This window comes from Flavobacterium sp. FG68, from assembly GCF_057808895.1.
In genome coordinates, this window is the sequence record NZ_JBMDIY010000018.1 from 23000 (window position 1) to 40909 (window position 17910).

Consider the following 17910-nt stretch of genomic DNA (forward strand, 5'->3'; position numbering starts at 1 on the left):
GCTGACAGTAGTTCTCGATGGGTATGGTTTTTGTTTTTCAAACTGTAATTCATTAAATTTACAATACCAATTATATATTATGGATGATAATTTTTCACCAAGAGTAAAAGATGTTATTACATACAGTAAGGAAGAAGCCCTTCGTTTAGGACACGACTTTATTGGTACTGAGCATCTAATGCTGGGCATTTTAAGAGATGGTAACGGAAAAGCTATTCATATACTTAATAACCTAGCAGTCGATCTAGACCATTTACGCAGGAAGGTAGAAATACTGAGTCCAGCCAACCAGAGCGTTGAGATAAATGCAGAAAAGAAAAACCTTCATCTGACCCGACAGGCCGAAAGGGCATTGAAGACCACTTTTCTTGAAGCTAAAGTATTTCAAAGTTCGTCGATTAGCACAGCTCACTTGCTTTTATGCATCTTACGAAACGAAAACGATCCAACAACCAAGCTATTGAATAAGCTAAAAATAGATTATGACATAGCTAAAGAACAATATTTAAACATGACGCCAAACGAAGAAGAATTCTTAGAAAACTTGCCAAGAAACGAATCGTACAATGACGATTCAGGACAAGATGACAGTCTAAAGGAAAGTAGTTTTAATAATCCAGCCAATAAGTCAAACAAAAAATCTAAAACACCTGTTTTAGATAATTTTGGGAGAGATTTAACAGAAATGGCTGAAGAAGGAAAACTTGATCCTGTTGTAGGACGCGAAAAAGAAATTGAACGTGTCTCACAAATTTTAAGCCGAAGAAAAAAGAACAATCCGCTTCTTATTGGAGAGCCCGGAGTTGGTAAATCTGCTATTGCAGAAGGACTTGCTTTGCGTATTATCCAGAAGAAAGTATCCCGTATTCTTTTTCACAAACGTGTTGTAACATTGGATTTGGCAAGTTTAGTTGCCGGAACAAAATACAGAGGCCAGTTTGAAGAAAGAATGAAAGCCGTAATGAACGAGCTGGAGAAAAACGATGACATTATTCTTTTTATTGACGAAATCCACACTATTGTAGGAGCTGGAGGAGCAACAGGTTCACTTGATGCTTCAAACATGTTCAAACCTGCATTAGCAAGAGGTGAAATACAATGTATTGGTGCTACAACTCTTGATGAGTACAGACAATATATTGAAAAAGATGGTGCTTTAGAAAGACGTTTCCAAAAAGTAATTGTTGAACCAACTTCTGTTGAAGAAACAATCGCGATTTTGAACAACGTAAAAGACAAATACGAAGACCACCACAATGTTACTTATACACAGGAAGCAATTGAAGCTTGTGTGAAATTAACAAACAGATATATGTCTGAGCGTTTTTTACCGGACAAAGCTATTGACGCAATGGACGAAGCCGGATCTCGTGTTCACATTACTAATATTGATGTTCCAAAACAAATTTTGGATTTAGAACGTCAGTTAGAAGAAGTTCGCGAAATGAAAAACATGGTAGTTAAGAAACAAAAATATGAAGAAGCTGCCAAACTTCGCGATGATGAAAAACGCATTGAAAAAGATCTGGCTGTTGCACAAGAACAATGGGAAGAAGATTCTAAAAACAACAGAATTGAAGTTACAGAAGATAATGTAGCCGATGTTGTTTCTATGATGACCGGAATTCCTGTTAACAGAATTGCACAAACAGAAAGCAACAAATTAGCACAATTACCTCAATTGATTCAGAATAAAGTAATTGGTCAAAATGAAGCTGTTCTTAAAATTGCACGTTCTATTCAACGTAACAGAGCCGGACTTAAAGATCCTAATAAACCAATTGGTTCATTCATTTTCTTAGGTCAGACCGGAGTTGGTAAAACACAATTAGCAAAAGTTTTAGCAAAAGAATTATTCGATTCTGAAGATGCGTTAGTTCGTATTGACATGAGCGAATACATGGAAAAATTTGCAATTTCTCGTTTAGTTGGAGCGCCTCCGGGATACGTAGGTTACGAAGAAGGTGGTCAATTGACTGAAAAAGTTCGTAGAAAACCATATTGCGTTGTACTTTTAGACGAGATCGAAAAAGCACATCCAGATGTATTTAATATGATGTTACAAGTTTTAGATGACGGATATTTAACAGATAGTTTAGGTCGTAAAATTGACTTTAAAAACACTATTATTATCATGACATCTAACGTTGGAGCACGTCAGTTAAAAGACTTCGGACAAGGTGTTGGATTCGGAACTGCTGCAAAAGTGGCTCAGGCCGATGAAAACTCAAAAAGCATTATCGAAAATGCATTGAAAAAAACCTTTGCTCCTGAATTCTTAAACAGAATTGACGACGTAATTGTATTCAACAGTTTAGAAAAAGGAGATATCGATTTGATTATCGAAATCGAATTGAAAAAACTTTATTCTCGTATTGCTGAACTTGGTTACAAATTAAGCTTAACAGACAAAGCCAAAGCATTTATTGCTGAAAAAGGTTTTGATAAGCAATTTGGGGCAAGACCGCTTAAAAGAGCAATTCAAAAATATGTTGAAGATTTGTTAGCAGAAGAAATCATTACTTCGAAAATACATTCAGGCGATGAAATCATGATGGATTTGAAAGAAGATTCACAAGAACTTTCGGTAGAAATTCACAAAGCCGAAGAACCGACAAATCAATAAATTAGTCAAAATTTATAACAAAAATAATCTGCCCGTTACGTTTTCATAACTTAACGGGTATTTTTTTTGGATAATTTACTATCTTTAGTAAAAGCAAATAGCTATTTTTGAATTTAAATTCTATAATTAAAAAACAAAGTATGCTTCAAAACAAAGTCATTTTAGGCAGCGAAGAATGGTGCGCATTTCCAGAACTTGGAATCCCGACAATTAAGGCTCGTGTCGATTCTGGTGCCAAAACTTCGGCAATGCACGCTATCAACATAGCTCCTTTTATAAAAAATGATGCTAATTGGGTTAAGTTTGACATTAATCCGATTCAAAATAATATTAAAACCATCATTCATTGCGAAGCTCCGCTTGTTGATAAAAGAATTGTAAAAAGTTCAAGCGGTTTTAGAGAACACCGTTATGTAATTCAGACCAATATTAGAATTGGCGATTCAAAATGGCCAATCGAAATGACTTTGACTAATCGTGATTCAATGGGTTTCCGTATGCTTTTAGGACGCGAAGCCATGAGCGGACGTGTATTGGTTGATCCGGAAGAGAAATACTTACTTGGACAACCTACAAGCGAGGCTTTAAAAGAATTATATCAAAACTCAGAAAAAGCAAGTTCTGGTTTACGAATTGGTCTTTTAGCCAGTAATCCGGAATTATACAGTAATAAAAGAATCATGGAAGCGGGCGAAATGCGCGGCCATGAAATGCATTTTTTGAACATCAAAGAATGCTACATGAAACTCGATGCTAAAACTCCGGAGATTCATTACAGAGGTGGAAAAATCTTAAATCAATTTGATGCCATAATTCCACGAATTAGACCAAGCATTACTTTTTACGGCTGTGCCTTAACACGTCAGTTTGAAGCATTGAAAGTTTTCGTTTTAAACTCTGCTACAGCAATAACACAATCAAGAGATAAATTATATTCACTGCAATTGCTTTTAAACAGCGGTATTGATATCCCAACAACTGGTTTTGCCAATTCTCCGCTGGATACAGACGATTTAATTAAGATGGTTGGAGGCTCTCCTCTAATTGTCAAATTATTAGAAGGAACGCAAGGAAAAGGTGTTGTTTTAGCCGAAACCAAAAAAGCGGCAGAAAGTGTTATCAATGCTTTTAAAAGTTTAAATGCAAATATCTTAGTTCAGGAATTCATCAAAGAAGCAAACGGAAAAGATATTCGCTGTTTTGTAATTGACGGAAAAGTAGTTGCCGCAATTCAGCGTGAAGCAATGCCGGGCGAATTTAGAGCAAATATTCACCTTGGCGGAACAGCATCTGTAATAAAAGTAACTGCCGAAGAAAAAAAGATCGCTATTAAGGCTGCAAGAGCCATGGATTTAAAAGTAGCAGGCGTTGATATTATTCGTTCTTCAAAAGGGCCATTATTATTGGAGGTAAACTCTTCTCCAGGTCTTGAAGGAATCGAAGGCGCAACAAATAAGGATATTGCCGGAGAAATGATCAAAGCAATTGAAAAGAATTTTAAACTTGGTTAAGTTCATTTAAACTTAATTCCAAATAAATAATTTAGCAGCTTTGTCAAAGTTTTAAAACTTTGACAAAGTTTTTTTTTAACTTTAAAATAAAAAACATGCTTTTCCCTTATTTAGATATTATTTTAAGAAGCGTTGCCGTCTACTTTTTTATGACAATTGCCTTACGCGTTTTTGGTAAAAAAGAACTTTCACAATTAAATACGGCAGATATTATTCTGATTTTACTAATTAGTAATTCCGTTCAAAATGCAATGGTTGGTCCAGACACAAGTCTTTCAGGAGGTTTAATTGCTGCATTAGTTTTATTTGTAATCAACTTTATTATTAAAAAACTAACTCGCAAATACAAGGTTTTTGGCGAACTGTTATTAGACAAACCCGAAGTATTAATTCACGATGGAAAACTCGATTTTAAAGCTTTAAGTAAATTAGATATTTCTGACGAAGAATTAAAGGAAGCCATGAGAGAACATGGAATCGAATTTTTTAAAAATGTAAAGCTTGCAATGTTAGAAATTGACGGAACGATCAGTATAATTTCTGAAGATCAGGAAAAATTAAAACAAACGCATTATAAACGTAAGCACAATCACAAAAGTCTTCAAAATTTTAATTAAAGAGAAACTAAAAACTTTATTTCTTATTTCTTAAATGGGATTTTTGATTTACCATAAAATGATAAAAGTAAATCCTCATCAGCAAACCTCCCATCCAAATCATATCTCATAGGTGTTTTTACCAATAGTGTACTAAAGTTTCCTTCTACATCAATGTAAATCTTTTTCATATAATATCTTTCAGAAGAAATAAGACAGTCATTTATAGCAAATAACATTTTTTTCCGGGAAGATTTTTGGATCCCCATCATATCACTAACCTTAGCTATTACTAAAATAGTATCATTTCTTTCAACTGTATAATATTTTAATTTTTCTGTATTTATGCCTTTCAAAGATTTACTGACCGACTCTTTTATAAAACAGGAAATTATATCCGATTCTTCATTTGGATTGCTGGTCACTTTCTTTTGATCTACTTTTAAGCGAATTCTTCTTATATCATCGTCGCCTTTACAAGAGAAAAACAAAAAAAACACCAATAAGAAAAGCGGTGAAAGCTTATTGTTTTTAAAGATATGTATCAATTGGGATTAGCAGTTTTAAAAACTCATTTCAATCTATTTCAATACTTTAGAAAATGAGTTTACATGTTTAATAATCCTGCAAATATCAATTTACAGAATCTTAAAAATGACTGCTAAAAATTATAAAAACACCATTTACAGACATATTTTCATTTACAATTAAGTGCAATTAAAAAGCCGATTTCAAATTGAAATCGGCTTTTTAATTTTTCCAAAACTCAAACCATTTTCGATTACTCATATTAATTATTTTATATTCATCAATATTAATAGTTTTTATGGTTGTTGTGGATAATCCAAATAATTCAAGATTGCAGTTTAAATTTGACAAAATATAATCTTGCTCTTTAGGGAATTTTTCTGCAATTATCTTATAATGAACTAGAAGTTTTCTATCCAATATACCATTTAATGCTTGCAATGCGGAACGAATAACTGTATTTGAACTATCGCTTAAACCTACTATAAAATTATCTAAATAATCAATCTTATTGCTTAATTTTCCCAGTGAGTAATAAGCACTAACCCTTATATTTTCGCTTTTATTTAAAGTAAAAGGAATTATAAAATAGCTATAATCTATATTCATTTGCTTTAATAAATAAGTACAAAATCTAAAAGTTTCTTCATTATTTATTTTCTCAGCGTTAGCTTCAATAATTGCTAGCCACTCAGGACTTTTCTCTTTCGCATACCAAAACACAAATTGAAAAACCTCTAATAAGTTCTCTCTTGATAAATCAATTAAATAAGAATGTGCTTTTTCGTAATCAAATTTCGTAAGTATCTGAAGTATCATTCTTTGAATTTCACCAACACTTAATTTATACTGTTCTTCTAGTACCTCAATAGTTTTTGAATCAAGATTTTGCTTCTTTAAAAGACTCTTTAGGCATTCAATTTTCGTTTCATTTTCATTTGTTGAAAAATATACTTCTAAAATATAACTTGATAATCCTCCAAGTGAAAACCTAAAAAAATCCGGCATATTTAGTTTTAATTTTTCTGGTATAATTTCATCAAGCCATCTTTCATACCAATCTAAAAAATTTAACTCGAAAGCAAAAGATGGCTTTTGTCTGTCAATATCAATATTAACAACTCTTCCTTTAAATTCTCCATTTAAAACAAGTGCATGATAATAAGTACAGCCTTGGCTTCCAAGCGGCAATATTCCAGAAAATATCTCCCCTAATTCAATGTCAAATTCTTCATCCGAAATATCATCATTTTCAATTTTTTGAATTAACTTATCCCAGAATTCGTTTGGCATTTTTGGATAAATTCTACAATTTTCTTTTAAATAAGCTGTCGTATTTTCATAGATAAATTCGTTTACATTTTTTCCTAAAGGGTAAATTCCATAAGAAGGCCCAGCTGCAGAATTTGCATAAGAAACTCCACCATTGCCAATATGAAGCAAAAACGCTTTATAATCCTCTGGAAGCTCTAAGTCATAATCTTTTTCAAACTTTAAAATTTCCGCTTCCTTAACAGTTTCACCTAAAATATATTTATGTTTACCGGCACCAAACACTTCATACTTTTTGTCGGTATTTTTCGCTAAGGTTAACTTATATCTAATACGTTTGATTTGACCTAATTCATCCATTATTAACTTATTTCTTTATTTATTTCAAGTAAATATAGATACATTAAATCTTAAAAACAACTTACATTATCATAACAAAAAAAGCCGATTTCAATTGAAATCGGCTTTTTAATTATGTTGACAAAATGCGATTTACATCTCACATTTCATATTCATCATTTTACGAAATAAACAAACTTAGTATAAAATAAACCAAACCTGCTAATATTGCTGAAATTGGAATAGTTAGAATCCAAGCCCAAACTAAACTTACCGTAACTCCCCAGCGAACTGCAGAAACACGTTTTGTTAATCCAACCCCAATAATAGATCCTGTAATAGTATGTGTTGTACTTACCGGAATTTTTAAATGTTCTGTAAAATAAAGTGTTAAAGCTCCGGCAGTTTCAGCAGCAACTCCTTCAAATGAACTTACTTTTGTGATTTTAGAACCCATTGTTTTTACAATTTTCCATCCACCACTTAAAGTTCCCGCCGCAATTGCAGAATAACATGCTAACGGAATCCATCCCGGCATTACTCCTTTTATTCCTAAATCATCATTTGGCAGCACAACATCTAACCAGGAAGCCATATGAACTCCAGGATTTGTATTAATATAAACCGCTACAGCAGCAGCGATAATACCCATTACTTTTTGAGAATCATTTCCTCCGTGACCTAAACTGAAAGCCGCAGAAGATAATAATTGCATTTTTTTCAAAGCAGCATCAGCCTGATGAAGATTTAAACTGCTAAATATTAAACAAAATGCACTTACAGTTAAAATAATAAAGGCTACTAAAAACCATTTAATATTATGAGGGTCAAAAGCTATACTCCAAAAATGAGAATCAAAACGAGGTTTTCCATGCTCTAAAATTTCATCATAAGAAACCATTTGAGCGTATACAAACCAAATAGTTCCAAGCATTAAAGCTACAGTAAAAACTTTAGGCCAAATACTTTTACGAGAAGCATTTAATAACCAGATAGAAATTAAATACGATGCCAAAGCTCCCAATAGCGGTGCCAGTACAATAAAAGCAATAATAATAAGAACTCCAGAAGGCATTCCGCCATCTTTTCCGGCCTTATACCAGCTTACAATTTGATACCAGTAATGTGTTGTTCCGTCCTCTCCAACATAACCAGAAAAACCATGAACTGCAATAGCGTGCGCAACCGCCGCTCCTGCAAAACCTCCAATTAATGTATGAGAAGAACTTGAAGGAATCCCTAACCACCAAGTCAATAAATTCCAGCAAATTGCCGCAATAACCCCGGCAAGAATTACAACCAGGTTAATTTCCATTGTGTGCGCTGTTTTTGCAACAGTATCTGCAACACCAAATCCGAAAACCCAATAAGCTAAAAAGTTAAAAAATGCTGCCCAAAGAACGGCCTGAAAAGGCGTTAAAACCTTTGTTGCAACAACAGTCGCTATAGCATTTGCCGCATCATGAAAACCATTGATGTAATCAAAAATTAAGGCTAATACTATAATTAATATAAGTAGCGTCATAAAATTATAACTTCAGAATGAAAGATTGAATTAAGAATGTTTTACAGAAATAGATTCTAGTATGTTCGCAACACTCTTACATTTGTCTGTTGCTGATTCTAAAACAGATAACACCTCTTTATATTTAATGATATTTTTAGCGTCTGTTTCGTTTTCAAAAATTTCAAAAACTGCTTTGTTATATACATTATCAGATTTGTTTTCCAGTTTATTAATTCTGGCACAAGCATCTTTAATGATTTTAAAATTCTTTAAATTTCTTAACTCTTTTACAGCACTGTCAATGTTTTGACAAGCCTCAAGGTTAATTTCTGTCATTCTTCTGATAGATTTTGTAATCTTATCAACCTGATACAATCTCATACGGCTTGCTGCACCATGAAGGTAATCAGCAACGTTATCAATAGAAGTAATTAATGTATGGATATCCTCTCTGTCAAATGGAGTGATAAAGTTTCTGCTTAATTCCAAGTTGGTCTGACGTGTAATGTCCTCTCCTCTTTGTTCTAATTCGTCAATCTTTTGAAAAAGAATTTCTCTTTCTTTCAATGGAAGGTTTACCGCTTCGTGTAAATTAGAAGCTAATTCAATTAAATTGCTTGAAGCCTCTTCAAAAAGTGGAAAGAATTTTTTGTCTTTCGGCACTAAAAATTGGAAAATACTGTTTATTGACATTTTTATATTTTTGATAGTGCAAAATTACTTCAATAATATTTTACAATGTTAAGCCATTGTTAACAAATCGTTTTCTATTTGAAAACTCTCCAGGAACGAAACTGTGTTTTCAATATCATAATGTAAGATTCTATCTTCCTTAACCAATGGTACAACTTCTCTATAACTGCTTAAGAACATTTCGATGAAATCACTTGATTTTAAAGGCTCTCTGTAAGCAACTGCCTGAGATGCATTCAACAATTCAATCGCTAAAATACGCACTAAATTATCTAAAACTCGTAAGGCTTTTGTAGCTCCGTTTGCTCCCATGCTCACATGATCTTCCTGTCCGTTGCTCGAAACAATGCTGTCAACACTAGCCGGAGTCGCCAATTGTTTGTTTTGACTGGCAATACTTGCTGCGGTATATTGCGGAATCATGAACCCAGAATTTAATCCCGGATTATCAACTAAAAATGCCGGAAGATTACGCAAACCGGAAATTAACTGATACGTTCTTCTTTCAGAAATACTTCCTAATTCTGCCAAAGCAATTGCCATAAAATCTAAAGCCAAAGCTAAAGGCTGTCCGTGGAAATTTCCTCCAGAAATAATCTGATCCGCTTCTATAAATATATTTGGATTATCTGTAACCGAATTTATTTCGGTTTTAAATACTTTTCGAACATAATCAATTGCATCTTTTGAAGCACCGTGAACTTGCGGCATACAACGGAAAGAATACGGATCCTGAACATGTTTCTTTTCCTGAGCGATAATTTCGCTTCCGTCTAAGAATTCAGTAATACGCTGCGCCGTTACGATTTGTCCTTTATGCGGACGTATATAATGTATCAATTCATTAAATGGCTCAATTCTTCCATCAAAACCTTCCAAAGAAATTGTTCCGATCAAATCTGCCAAGTATGAATATTTATAAGCTTTAATTAAAATATGAGCTCCATAAGCACTCATAAACTGCGTTCCGTTTAACAAAGCCAAACCTTCTTTTGACTGTAAAACAATTGGTTCCCAGTTAAAATGTTTTAAAACTTCGGCAGAAGCCACTTTTTTTCCTTCAAAATAAACTTCTCCTTCTCCAATTAAAGGTAAAGATAAATGAGCCAGCGGCGCTAAATCTCCAGAAGCCCCAAGTGAACCCTGAGTATAAATTACCGGTAAAATATTATTATTATAAAAATCAACCAAACGGCTTAACGTAATCAACTGAACTCCAGAATGTCCGTAGCTTAAAGATTGAATTTTAAGCAAAAGCATCATTTTTACAATTTCTGCCGGAACTTCCTCGCCCGTTCCGCAAGCATGAGATTTTACTAAGTTTTCCTGAAGTTTCGATAAATTCTCATTAGAGATTTTTACACTATATAAAGATCCAAAACCAGTATTGATTCCGTAAATTGGTGTCGTAAGCGATGCCATTTTTTTATCTAAATAATCACGGCATTTTTGAACATTTACTTTAGCTTCCTCAGATAACTCAAGTGCCTTATCATTTACTAAAATTTCCTGTAAAGTTTCAAGCGTAATAGTTTCAGTACTTATATAATGAATATCTCTCATGACATTTTTAAATTTAAGGTGTCAAAATTCAACAAATCAATATTAAAAAGCAACATTTTATCACAATAATTAAAATTTCGACAGAGCCCAATCTTTACTTTTATTTATTTAGCAATAGTAAAATGTAGATAATCATGGTCTTTTGCTCCTTTTTTCAGTAAAAATATCGTCGGGAAAGTATCTGTTTTTCCATTTTAAATTATCAGAAATATATTAAAACGCTAACTTAACATCTTTAATTTTAACAAATGCTCAATATTGAAATCTAAGGATTTAAATTATTAAAATATTCGCAAAAAGGCTTTCAAAATTTTTAACTCGTATAAAAATCTGTACTTTTGAAAAATCAAAAATGAAAAGTAACAGCGCAAAATATCAATCTACAATGACAACTCAAACAGGAGTTGCAATTGCTGCTACAACAATTTCTACTACAACAACTACTACCCCTTAGGGGTATACATTTTTACATATAATCCAGATTATCTATACTTTTTTCGCAAAAGAAGAAAGGCATTGGATACATAAAAAACATTTACAAAGAAAAAAATAGTCACAGTTTTCAGTTTCAGTTCACAGTTAATAACCTTTGAACCTTTGTTACTCAAAAGCTTTGCACCTTATTAAAAAAATATCAAAAATGAAAGTATTAAAATTTGGCGGAACTTCGGTTGCCAATGCTCAAAATATAAAACTCGTTCTCGAAATTGTTAACCAAAAAGTGAAGCAGGATAAATTAGTAGTTGTAGTTTCTGCACTTAGTAAAGTAACTGACTTATTGCAATTAGCAGCAGCAAAAGCGGCAGCAAACGACGAAGGCTTTAGAGATATCGTTGCCGAAATCGAGAAAAAACACCTTGACACACTTAAAGATCTTATTCCGGTAAGCGAGCAAAGCAGTTTGTTAAGCCATGTAAAAAGAATCATAAACCATTTAGAAACTTTATTAGACGGATGTTTTCTTTTAGGCGAATTATCGCCAAGAACTGCCGATACTATTTTAAGTTTTGGAGAATTGCTTTCGTCTTATATCATCGCACAGGCTTTTCAGCAAACTGAAAAAGATGCCGTTTACAAAGACAGCCGTGAATTAATTAAAACAAATGCTGATTTTGGAAAAGCAGCCGTAAACTTCGAAATTTCAAATCAATTGATTCAGGAATATTTTGCTTCGAATCAATCAAAAATCAATATTCTTCCGGGATTTATCGCACAGACTTTAGACGGAATCACTTCGACTTTGGGCCGTGGCGGATCTGATTATACTGCGGCGATTATTGCCGGAGCAATCGATGCAGAACAACTGGAAATCTGGACTGACGTAAACGGAATGTTTACTGCAAACCCAAAAATTGTAAAACAAGCACAGCCAATTGCAAATATTTCGTATCAGGAAGCTATGGAATTATCGCATTTTGGTGCCAAAGTTTTGTATCCGCCAACAATTCAACCCGTTTTAAGAAAAAATATTCCTATTCTGATCAAAAATACTTTTGAGCCGGAAGCCGAAGGAACTTTAATTTCTGATCATGTTCAATCTAAAGACACGGTTGTAAAAGGAATTAGTCATATCGATAATATTTCGCTTTTAACACTTGAAGGTCCCGGAATGATAGGTGTTGCAGGTTCGTCAAGACGTTTGTTTGAAGTATTGTCTCAGGAAAAAATCAATGTAATTTTTATTACTCAGGCTTCTTCTGAACATTCTATTTGTATCGGAATTTTAAATTCTGATGCTGATAATGCCGAAGCTGCTATTAACAGAGCTTTTGAAATCGAAATTGCACAAAACAAAATCGATCCTTGTTATGTAGAAAAAGACCTTTGCATTATTGCTTTGGTTGGTGAAAACATGAAAAATCACCAAGGTTTAAGTGGTAGAATGTTCTCTACTTTAGGAAAAAACAACGTAAACATTCGTGCGATTGCGCAAGGTGCATCTGAAAGAAATATCTCGACTGTAATTAACGAAAGAGACGTTAAAAAAGCATTGAATACTTTACACGAAAACTTCTTTGAAGAAAACACAAAACAGCTGAACCTATTTGTAATGGGAGTTGGAAATGTGGGCGAAAAATTCATCGAGCAGATTCACAATCAAAGAAAATTTTTAAAAGATAATTTAAAGATTAATGTTCGCGTAATTGCTTTGTCGAATTCAAGAAAAATGCTTTTTGATGAAGATGGAATTTCATTAAAAGACTGGAAATCGACTTTAGACAAAGCTGAAGCAGCCATTCCAACAGAATTCATCGCACGTGCCAGAGAATTAAATTTACGTAACAGTATTTTTGTTGATATTACAGCAAATACAGGTGTTTCTGAAATGTATGAGAAATTCTTAAAAGAAAGTATTGCCGTTGTAACTTGTAATAAAATTGCCTGTTCATCTGCATACGACAATTACAAAAAACTAAAAAGTTTATCACGCCAATACAACGCTCCGTTTTTATTTGAAACAAATGTTGGTGCGGGATTACCAATTATAGATACCGTAAAAAACCTTATTGCATCTGGCGATAAAGTACATAAAATTCAGGCGGTTTTATCAGGAAGTTTGAATTTCATTTTCAACAATTTCGATAAAAACAATTCTTTTCACGATGTGGTAAAAGAAGCCGGAGTTCAGGGATTCACAGAACCAGATCCAAAAATTGACTTAAGCGGAATCGACGTGGCGCGTAAAATCCTGATTCTTATTCGCGAAAGCGGTTACGAAATGGATATTGACGCCATTGCAAACGAATCGTTTTTACCAGCAGAATGTTTAGCAACAACAAACAACGAAGACTTTTTTGCATCGTTAATCAAACACGCTTCTCATTTTGAAGGCATTTACAACGAAGCTTTAGCCAAAGATTCAAGATTAAAATACGTAGCGCAATTCGAAAACGGAAAAGCAAGCGTTGGTCTGCAATTCATCCCAAAAGATCATCCTTTTTACAATTTAGAAGGAAAAGATAATATCGTATTGTTCTACACAGATCGTTACATAGATCAGCCTTTATTGATCAAAGGAGCCGGAGCCGGAGCAGCTGTTACAGCATCAGGAATTTTTGCAGACGTTATTCGTATTGGGAATGTATAGCCGCTAAGGCACTAAGACGCTAAGTTTCTAAGTTTTTTCATGCTTAGTATCTTAGAAACTTAGCATCTCAGAAACTAAAAAAATAAAACTTTGTGACTTTGTGCCTTCGTGGCAAAAACCAAAAAAATGAAAGAAATAAAACTATTTTGCCCGGCAACTATCGCAAACCTCTCCTGCGGATTTGACGTATTGGGACTTTGCTTAGACAATGCGGGCGATGAAATGATTGTTCGAAAAGTCGATCAAAAAGGAGTTCGAATCACTAAAATTGTCGGTGCCGATTTACCTTTGGAAACCGAAAAAAACGTTTCTGGAGTTGCTGCTTTGGCAATGCTTGAAACTTTAGACGAACTAGATTTTGGATTTGAAATCGAAATTTACAAAAACATAAAAGCCGGAAGCGGAATTGGAAGCAGCGCTGCAAGTTCTGCCGGAGCGGTTTTCGGAATTAATGAATTATTAGGAAGACCGTATTCTCGTAAAGATTTGGTTCAGTTTGCGATGCAGGGCGAGAAATTAGCCAGCGGAAATGCACATGCTGACAACGTTGCTCCTGCCCTTTTAGGCGGATTTACTTTGGTAAGAAGTTACGCTCCGCTTGATATTATTAGAATTGACAGCCCGGAAGAATTATTCGCAACTGTGGTTCACCCGCAAATTGAATTAAAAACTTCTGATGCACGTTCGGTATTAAAACAAACCGTTTCCCTAAAAAGCGCGATTATGCAATGGGGAAATGTGGGCGGACTCATAGCGGGTCTTTACACAAAAGATTACGACTTAATTGGACGTTCGCTTCATGACGAAATCGTTGAACCATTAAGAAGCGTTTTGATTCCGGGATTTGATTTAATCAAACAAACGGCTCTTGAAAACGGTGCTTTAGGTTCTGGAATTTCAGGTTCTGGCCCTTCGATTTTCGCTTTAAGCAGAGGAAAAGAAACCGCAGACCAAATCGCAAAAGCCATGAGCGACGTTTACGAAAAAATGAATTTACCATATGAAATTCACGTTTCGAAAATTAATCCTGATGGCGTAAGAATTTTGTAGAAGAGTATTAAGTACGAAGAATTAAGTATTAAGACAAAGTTTGTCAGGCTGAGCGAAGTCGAAGCCCACGCAAAGTAATGACACAACGTTTGTCATTCCGAGGAACGAGACTCGAGCGATAGCGAACAGGCGAAGCAAATCGCACTAGTTTGTCGACAAAGTATAGACACAAAACATAACCATACAGTTTGTCATTTCGACTGAAAGGAGAAATCTCCACAAGAAGCTCGACAAAGATTTGACTCTCATTGCGGAGTTACTTGCGGAGATTTCTCCTCCGTCGAAATGACAAGAAAACCGAACATAACTATTGGAATTTGGAATTTAAAAATTGGAATTTTCTCCAAATAATCTAAAATCTAAAATCTAAAATCTAAAATTTAGAAATGAAATACTACAGTTTAAACCATAATGCCCCAAAAGTTTCTTTTCAGGAAGCTGTTATACAAGGATTAGCGAGTGATAAAGGATTATATTTTCCAGAAAGCATAACACCACTTGATCCGTCATTTTTTGATAAAATCGAAAGTTTAAGCCACGAAGAAATTGCTTTTGAAGCCATAAAACAATTTGTTGGCGATGAAATACCTGCAGACAAATTAAAAGAAATCATTGCTGATACTTTGGTTTTTGATTTTCCGGTTGTGAAAGTTGAAAACGGCATCTATTCATTAGAATTATTTCACGGCCCAACAATGGCATTTAAAGACGTTGGAGCGCGTTTTATGTCACGTTGTCTGGGCTATTTCAACAAAGACAAAAAAGACGCTAAAAACACCGTTTTAGTCGCTACTTCTGGAGATACAGGCGGAGCCGTTGCCAGCGGATTTTTAGGTGTTGACGGCGTTGATGTTGTGATTTTATATCCGTCAGGAAAAGTGAGCGATATTCAGGAAAAACAATTGACGACTTTAGGGCAAAACATTAAAGCACTTGAAGTTGACGGTGTTTTTGATGATTGCCAGGATATGGTGAAAAAAGCGTTTTTAGATGAAACTTTAGTGCATAAAAACCTGACTTCGGCAAATTCGATTAATATTGCGCGCTGGTTACCGCAAATGTTTTATTTCTTCTTTGCTTACAAAGCGTTGAAAAGCCAAAACAAACCTTTAGTTTTCTCTTGCCCAAGCGGAAACTTCGGGAATATCTGCGCCGGAATTATGGCAAAGAAATTAGGTTTACCAATTGAACATTTTGTAGCGTCTACAAACGTAAACGACACGGTGCCAAGATTCTTAGAAAACGGAAAATACGATCCAAAACCTTCTAAAGCAACAATCTCTAACGCCATGGACGTTGGAAATCCAAGTAACTTTATTAGAATTCAGGAATTGTACAACAACGATTTAAAAGCTTTCGAAAAAGACTTTTCTTCTTATAGTTATACTGATGAAGAAACTCTTGAAGCTCTAAAGAAAATTTATAACACAGATGGTTATATCGCAGAACCGCACGGCGCTGTTGGTTATTTAGGCTTGAAAAAAGAACTGGAAAAACATAGTAACGCAATTGGTATTTTCTTAGAAACTGCACATCCTATTAAGTTTTTAGATGTTGTTGAACCTGCTTTGGGAATTACACTTCCGATTCCTGCTCAGATTGAGAGTGTTATTAATGAGGAAAAAGTTAGTGTGAAGATTGGGACTTATGAGGAGTTGAAGGCTTTCTTGAAGTAAAAACATATGATAAATGATTAAAGCGAGTAAAAAGTTTTTACTCGCTTTTTTTATTGCATAAACCCTAATAAATATATCAACTACGGAAATCCGTAAAAATTAGCAATAAAAAATACTTACATTTGAAAAATAAGAACCCTAATTATCAACATTTTATTCTATTTAAATTCAAAAAAAATGAAGTCATTTTCAGGTATTTCTTGGTTGGATTTTCCAACACAACATTTTGATAAAATAAAAGAAGAAATATTATCTAAAGAAAAAGATTATATCCTTAAAATAGATGAGGAAGAATTTATTGAATATTTAGTCGAAAAATATAGACTTGAACCATTACAGATTTATCTTGAAACTGAATCCATTTCAGCGCCTAAAAAAGAAATAGAAAAAAGAAGTGATCCTTGGGGATATTATTTTGATGCTGAAGTGTACTACTTTACTGTGAGCTATGAATTTACAGGAAGTGAAGAATTATTTTTTGTTCAACCAAATCCTAGAACTACTGCCAGCTATGATATACATGTAAAAAATAATCGAGTATCTTTTTCATTTTCAATTTACCAACAAGATGTTAGAGAGTTTAATAGAGCAAAGTCAGAAGCTTATTCTTATGCTTTTAATAATTTAGAGAGAATTAATAATAATGTACAATCTACTGTAGATGGTTTTGAAAATGCTGTGAAGCGAGTATTTCATATTGAAAAAAATAAATTCAAACAAGAAAATGATTTTTTTGCTGCTATAAATATTAGCATTAATAAAGACACTGAATCCGTTTTTACAATTCCAACTATTACAAAAAAAGACATTCCGCAACCTACAGTATCCAAAAATAAAGAATTTTCCAGCGAACCAACCATGTCAATGAATATGTATAACGATATTTTAAAAGTAATATATGATTTAGGTAAAAGCATGGAAAAAAAACCTTCGACATATCAAGGTAAAGATGAAGAAGCTTTAAGAGATCAAGTCTTGTTGTTTTTAGAAACCAGATATGATGGAACGACTGCTACAGGAGAAACATTTAATCGTGGAGGAAAGACAGATATTATACTTAAATATGCTAATGATAACAGCAATTTGTTTGTTGCGGAATGCAAATTTTGGCACGGAACTTCAGAATTTTTAAAAGCAATTTCTCAATTATTCGATAGGTATTTAACTTGGCGTGATTCAAAAACCGCTTTAATTCTATTTGTTACTAACAAAGACTTTAGTAATGTGCTAAGCACAATTAAAAATGAAGTTATCAATCATGAATATTATGTTAGCTCTAATGGAGAAAAAGGAGAATCCTCTTTTAGTTATGTATTTAGACTGCCCCAAGATGAAAATAAAAAAGTTTTACTTGAAATAATAGCATTCCATTATGACAAATAGCAAAGAAGAGATGCAAAATTGTAAACTCTATAAAATAAAATTGCCGACAAACGCAATTCTCTCGCGCTAGTAAGGTAA

12 protein-coding genes are annotated in these 17910 nt (G+C 33.7%); 7 read left to right on the forward strand and 5 right to left on the reverse strand.

The features are described from left to right. Window positions 1-79: 79 nt before the first annotated feature. From ACODSB_RS12860 to ACODSB_RS12870, 3 genes are all read left to right on the forward strand, one after another. Window positions 80-2626 (forward strand): ATP-dependent Clp protease ATP-binding subunit, encoded by a 2547-nt coding sequence (locus ACODSB_RS12860; RefSeq protein ID WP_053473561.1) that lies wholly within the window; start codon window positions 80-82, stop codon window positions 2624-2626. Window positions 2627-2766: 140 nt separating this feature from the next. Further along, on the forward strand, window positions 2767-4137 hold the full coding sequence (gene rimK, locus ACODSB_RS12865; RefSeq protein WP_488937338.1) for a 30S ribosomal protein S6--L-glutamate ligase: 1371 nt from the start codon (window positions 2767-2769) through the stop codon (window positions 4135-4137). Between the two features lie 95 nt (window positions 4138-4232). Then, window positions 4233-4754 carry a DUF421 domain-containing protein gene (locus tag ACODSB_RS12870; RefSeq protein WP_488937339.1) on the forward strand — a complete coding sequence of 174 codons (522 nt, stop codon included), beginning with the start codon at window positions 4233-4235 and terminating at the stop codon, window positions 4752-4754. 23 nt (window positions 4755-4777) lie between these two features. On the opposite strand, the gene ACODSB_RS12875 is transcribed toward ACODSB_RS12870, so the two are convergent. The 5 genes from ACODSB_RS12875 to hutH form a co-directional block, all read right to left on the reverse strand. Then, entirely contained in the window at window positions 4778-5281 is a 504-nt protein-coding gene (locus tag ACODSB_RS12875) for a hypothetical protein (RefSeq protein ID WP_488937340.1), read from the reverse strand. A 202-nt stretch (window positions 5282-5483) separates the two neighbouring features. Then, window positions 5484-6893, reverse strand: coding sequence for an SMI1/KNR4 family protein (locus ACODSB_RS12880; protein WP_488937341.1), 1410 nt, complete (start codon window positions 6891-6893; stop codon window positions 5484-5486). Window positions 6894-7053: 160 nt separating this feature from the next. Then, window positions 7054-8397, reverse strand: a complete 1344-nt coding sequence (locus ACODSB_RS12885) for an inorganic phosphate transporter (protein ID WP_053473566.1) — start codon at window positions 8395-8397, stop codon at window positions 7054-7056. A 30-nt stretch (window positions 8398-8427) separates the two neighbouring features. After that, window positions 8428-9072 carry a DUF47 domain-containing protein gene (locus ACODSB_RS12890; RefSeq protein WP_053473567.1) on the reverse strand — a complete coding sequence of 215 codons (645 nt, stop codon included), beginning with the start codon at window positions 9070-9072 and terminating at the stop codon, window positions 8428-8430. Between the two features lie 48 nt (window positions 9073-9120). After that, window positions 9121-10635 (reverse strand): histidine ammonia-lyase, encoded by a 1515-nt coding sequence (hutH, locus tag ACODSB_RS12895; RefSeq protein ID WP_488937342.1) that lies wholly within the window; start codon window positions 10633-10635, stop codon window positions 9121-9123. Between the two features lie 640 nt (window positions 10636-11275). On the opposite strand from hutH, the gene thrA reads away from it, so the two are divergent. The 4 genes from thrA to ACODSB_RS12915 all read left to right on the forward strand — a co-directional run bounded on the left by thrA (window position 11276) and on the right by ACODSB_RS12915 (window position 17832). After that, entirely contained in the window at window positions 11276-13723 is a 2448-nt protein-coding gene (thrA, locus tag ACODSB_RS12900) for a bifunctional aspartate kinase/homoserine dehydrogenase I (protein WP_488937343.1), read from the forward strand. 126 nt (window positions 13724-13849) lie between these two features. Then, window positions 13850-14773 (forward strand): homoserine kinase, encoded by a 924-nt coding sequence (locus ACODSB_RS12905; RefSeq protein ID WP_488937344.1) that lies wholly within the window; start codon window positions 13850-13852, stop codon window positions 14771-14773. Window positions 14774-15159: 386 nt separating this feature from the next. Further along, entirely contained in the window at window positions 15160-16449 is a 1290-nt protein-coding gene (gene thrC / locus ACODSB_RS12910; RefSeq protein WP_488937345.1) for a threonine synthase, read from the forward strand. Between the two features lie 177 nt (window positions 16450-16626). Further along, the gene (locus tag ACODSB_RS12915) at window positions 16627-17832 is read left to right on the forward strand and encodes a hypothetical protein (protein ID WP_488937346.1); all 1206 of its coding nucleotides are present in this window, start codon (window positions 16627-16629) and stop codon (window positions 17830-17832) included. Window positions 17833-17910: the final 78 nt, after the last annotated feature.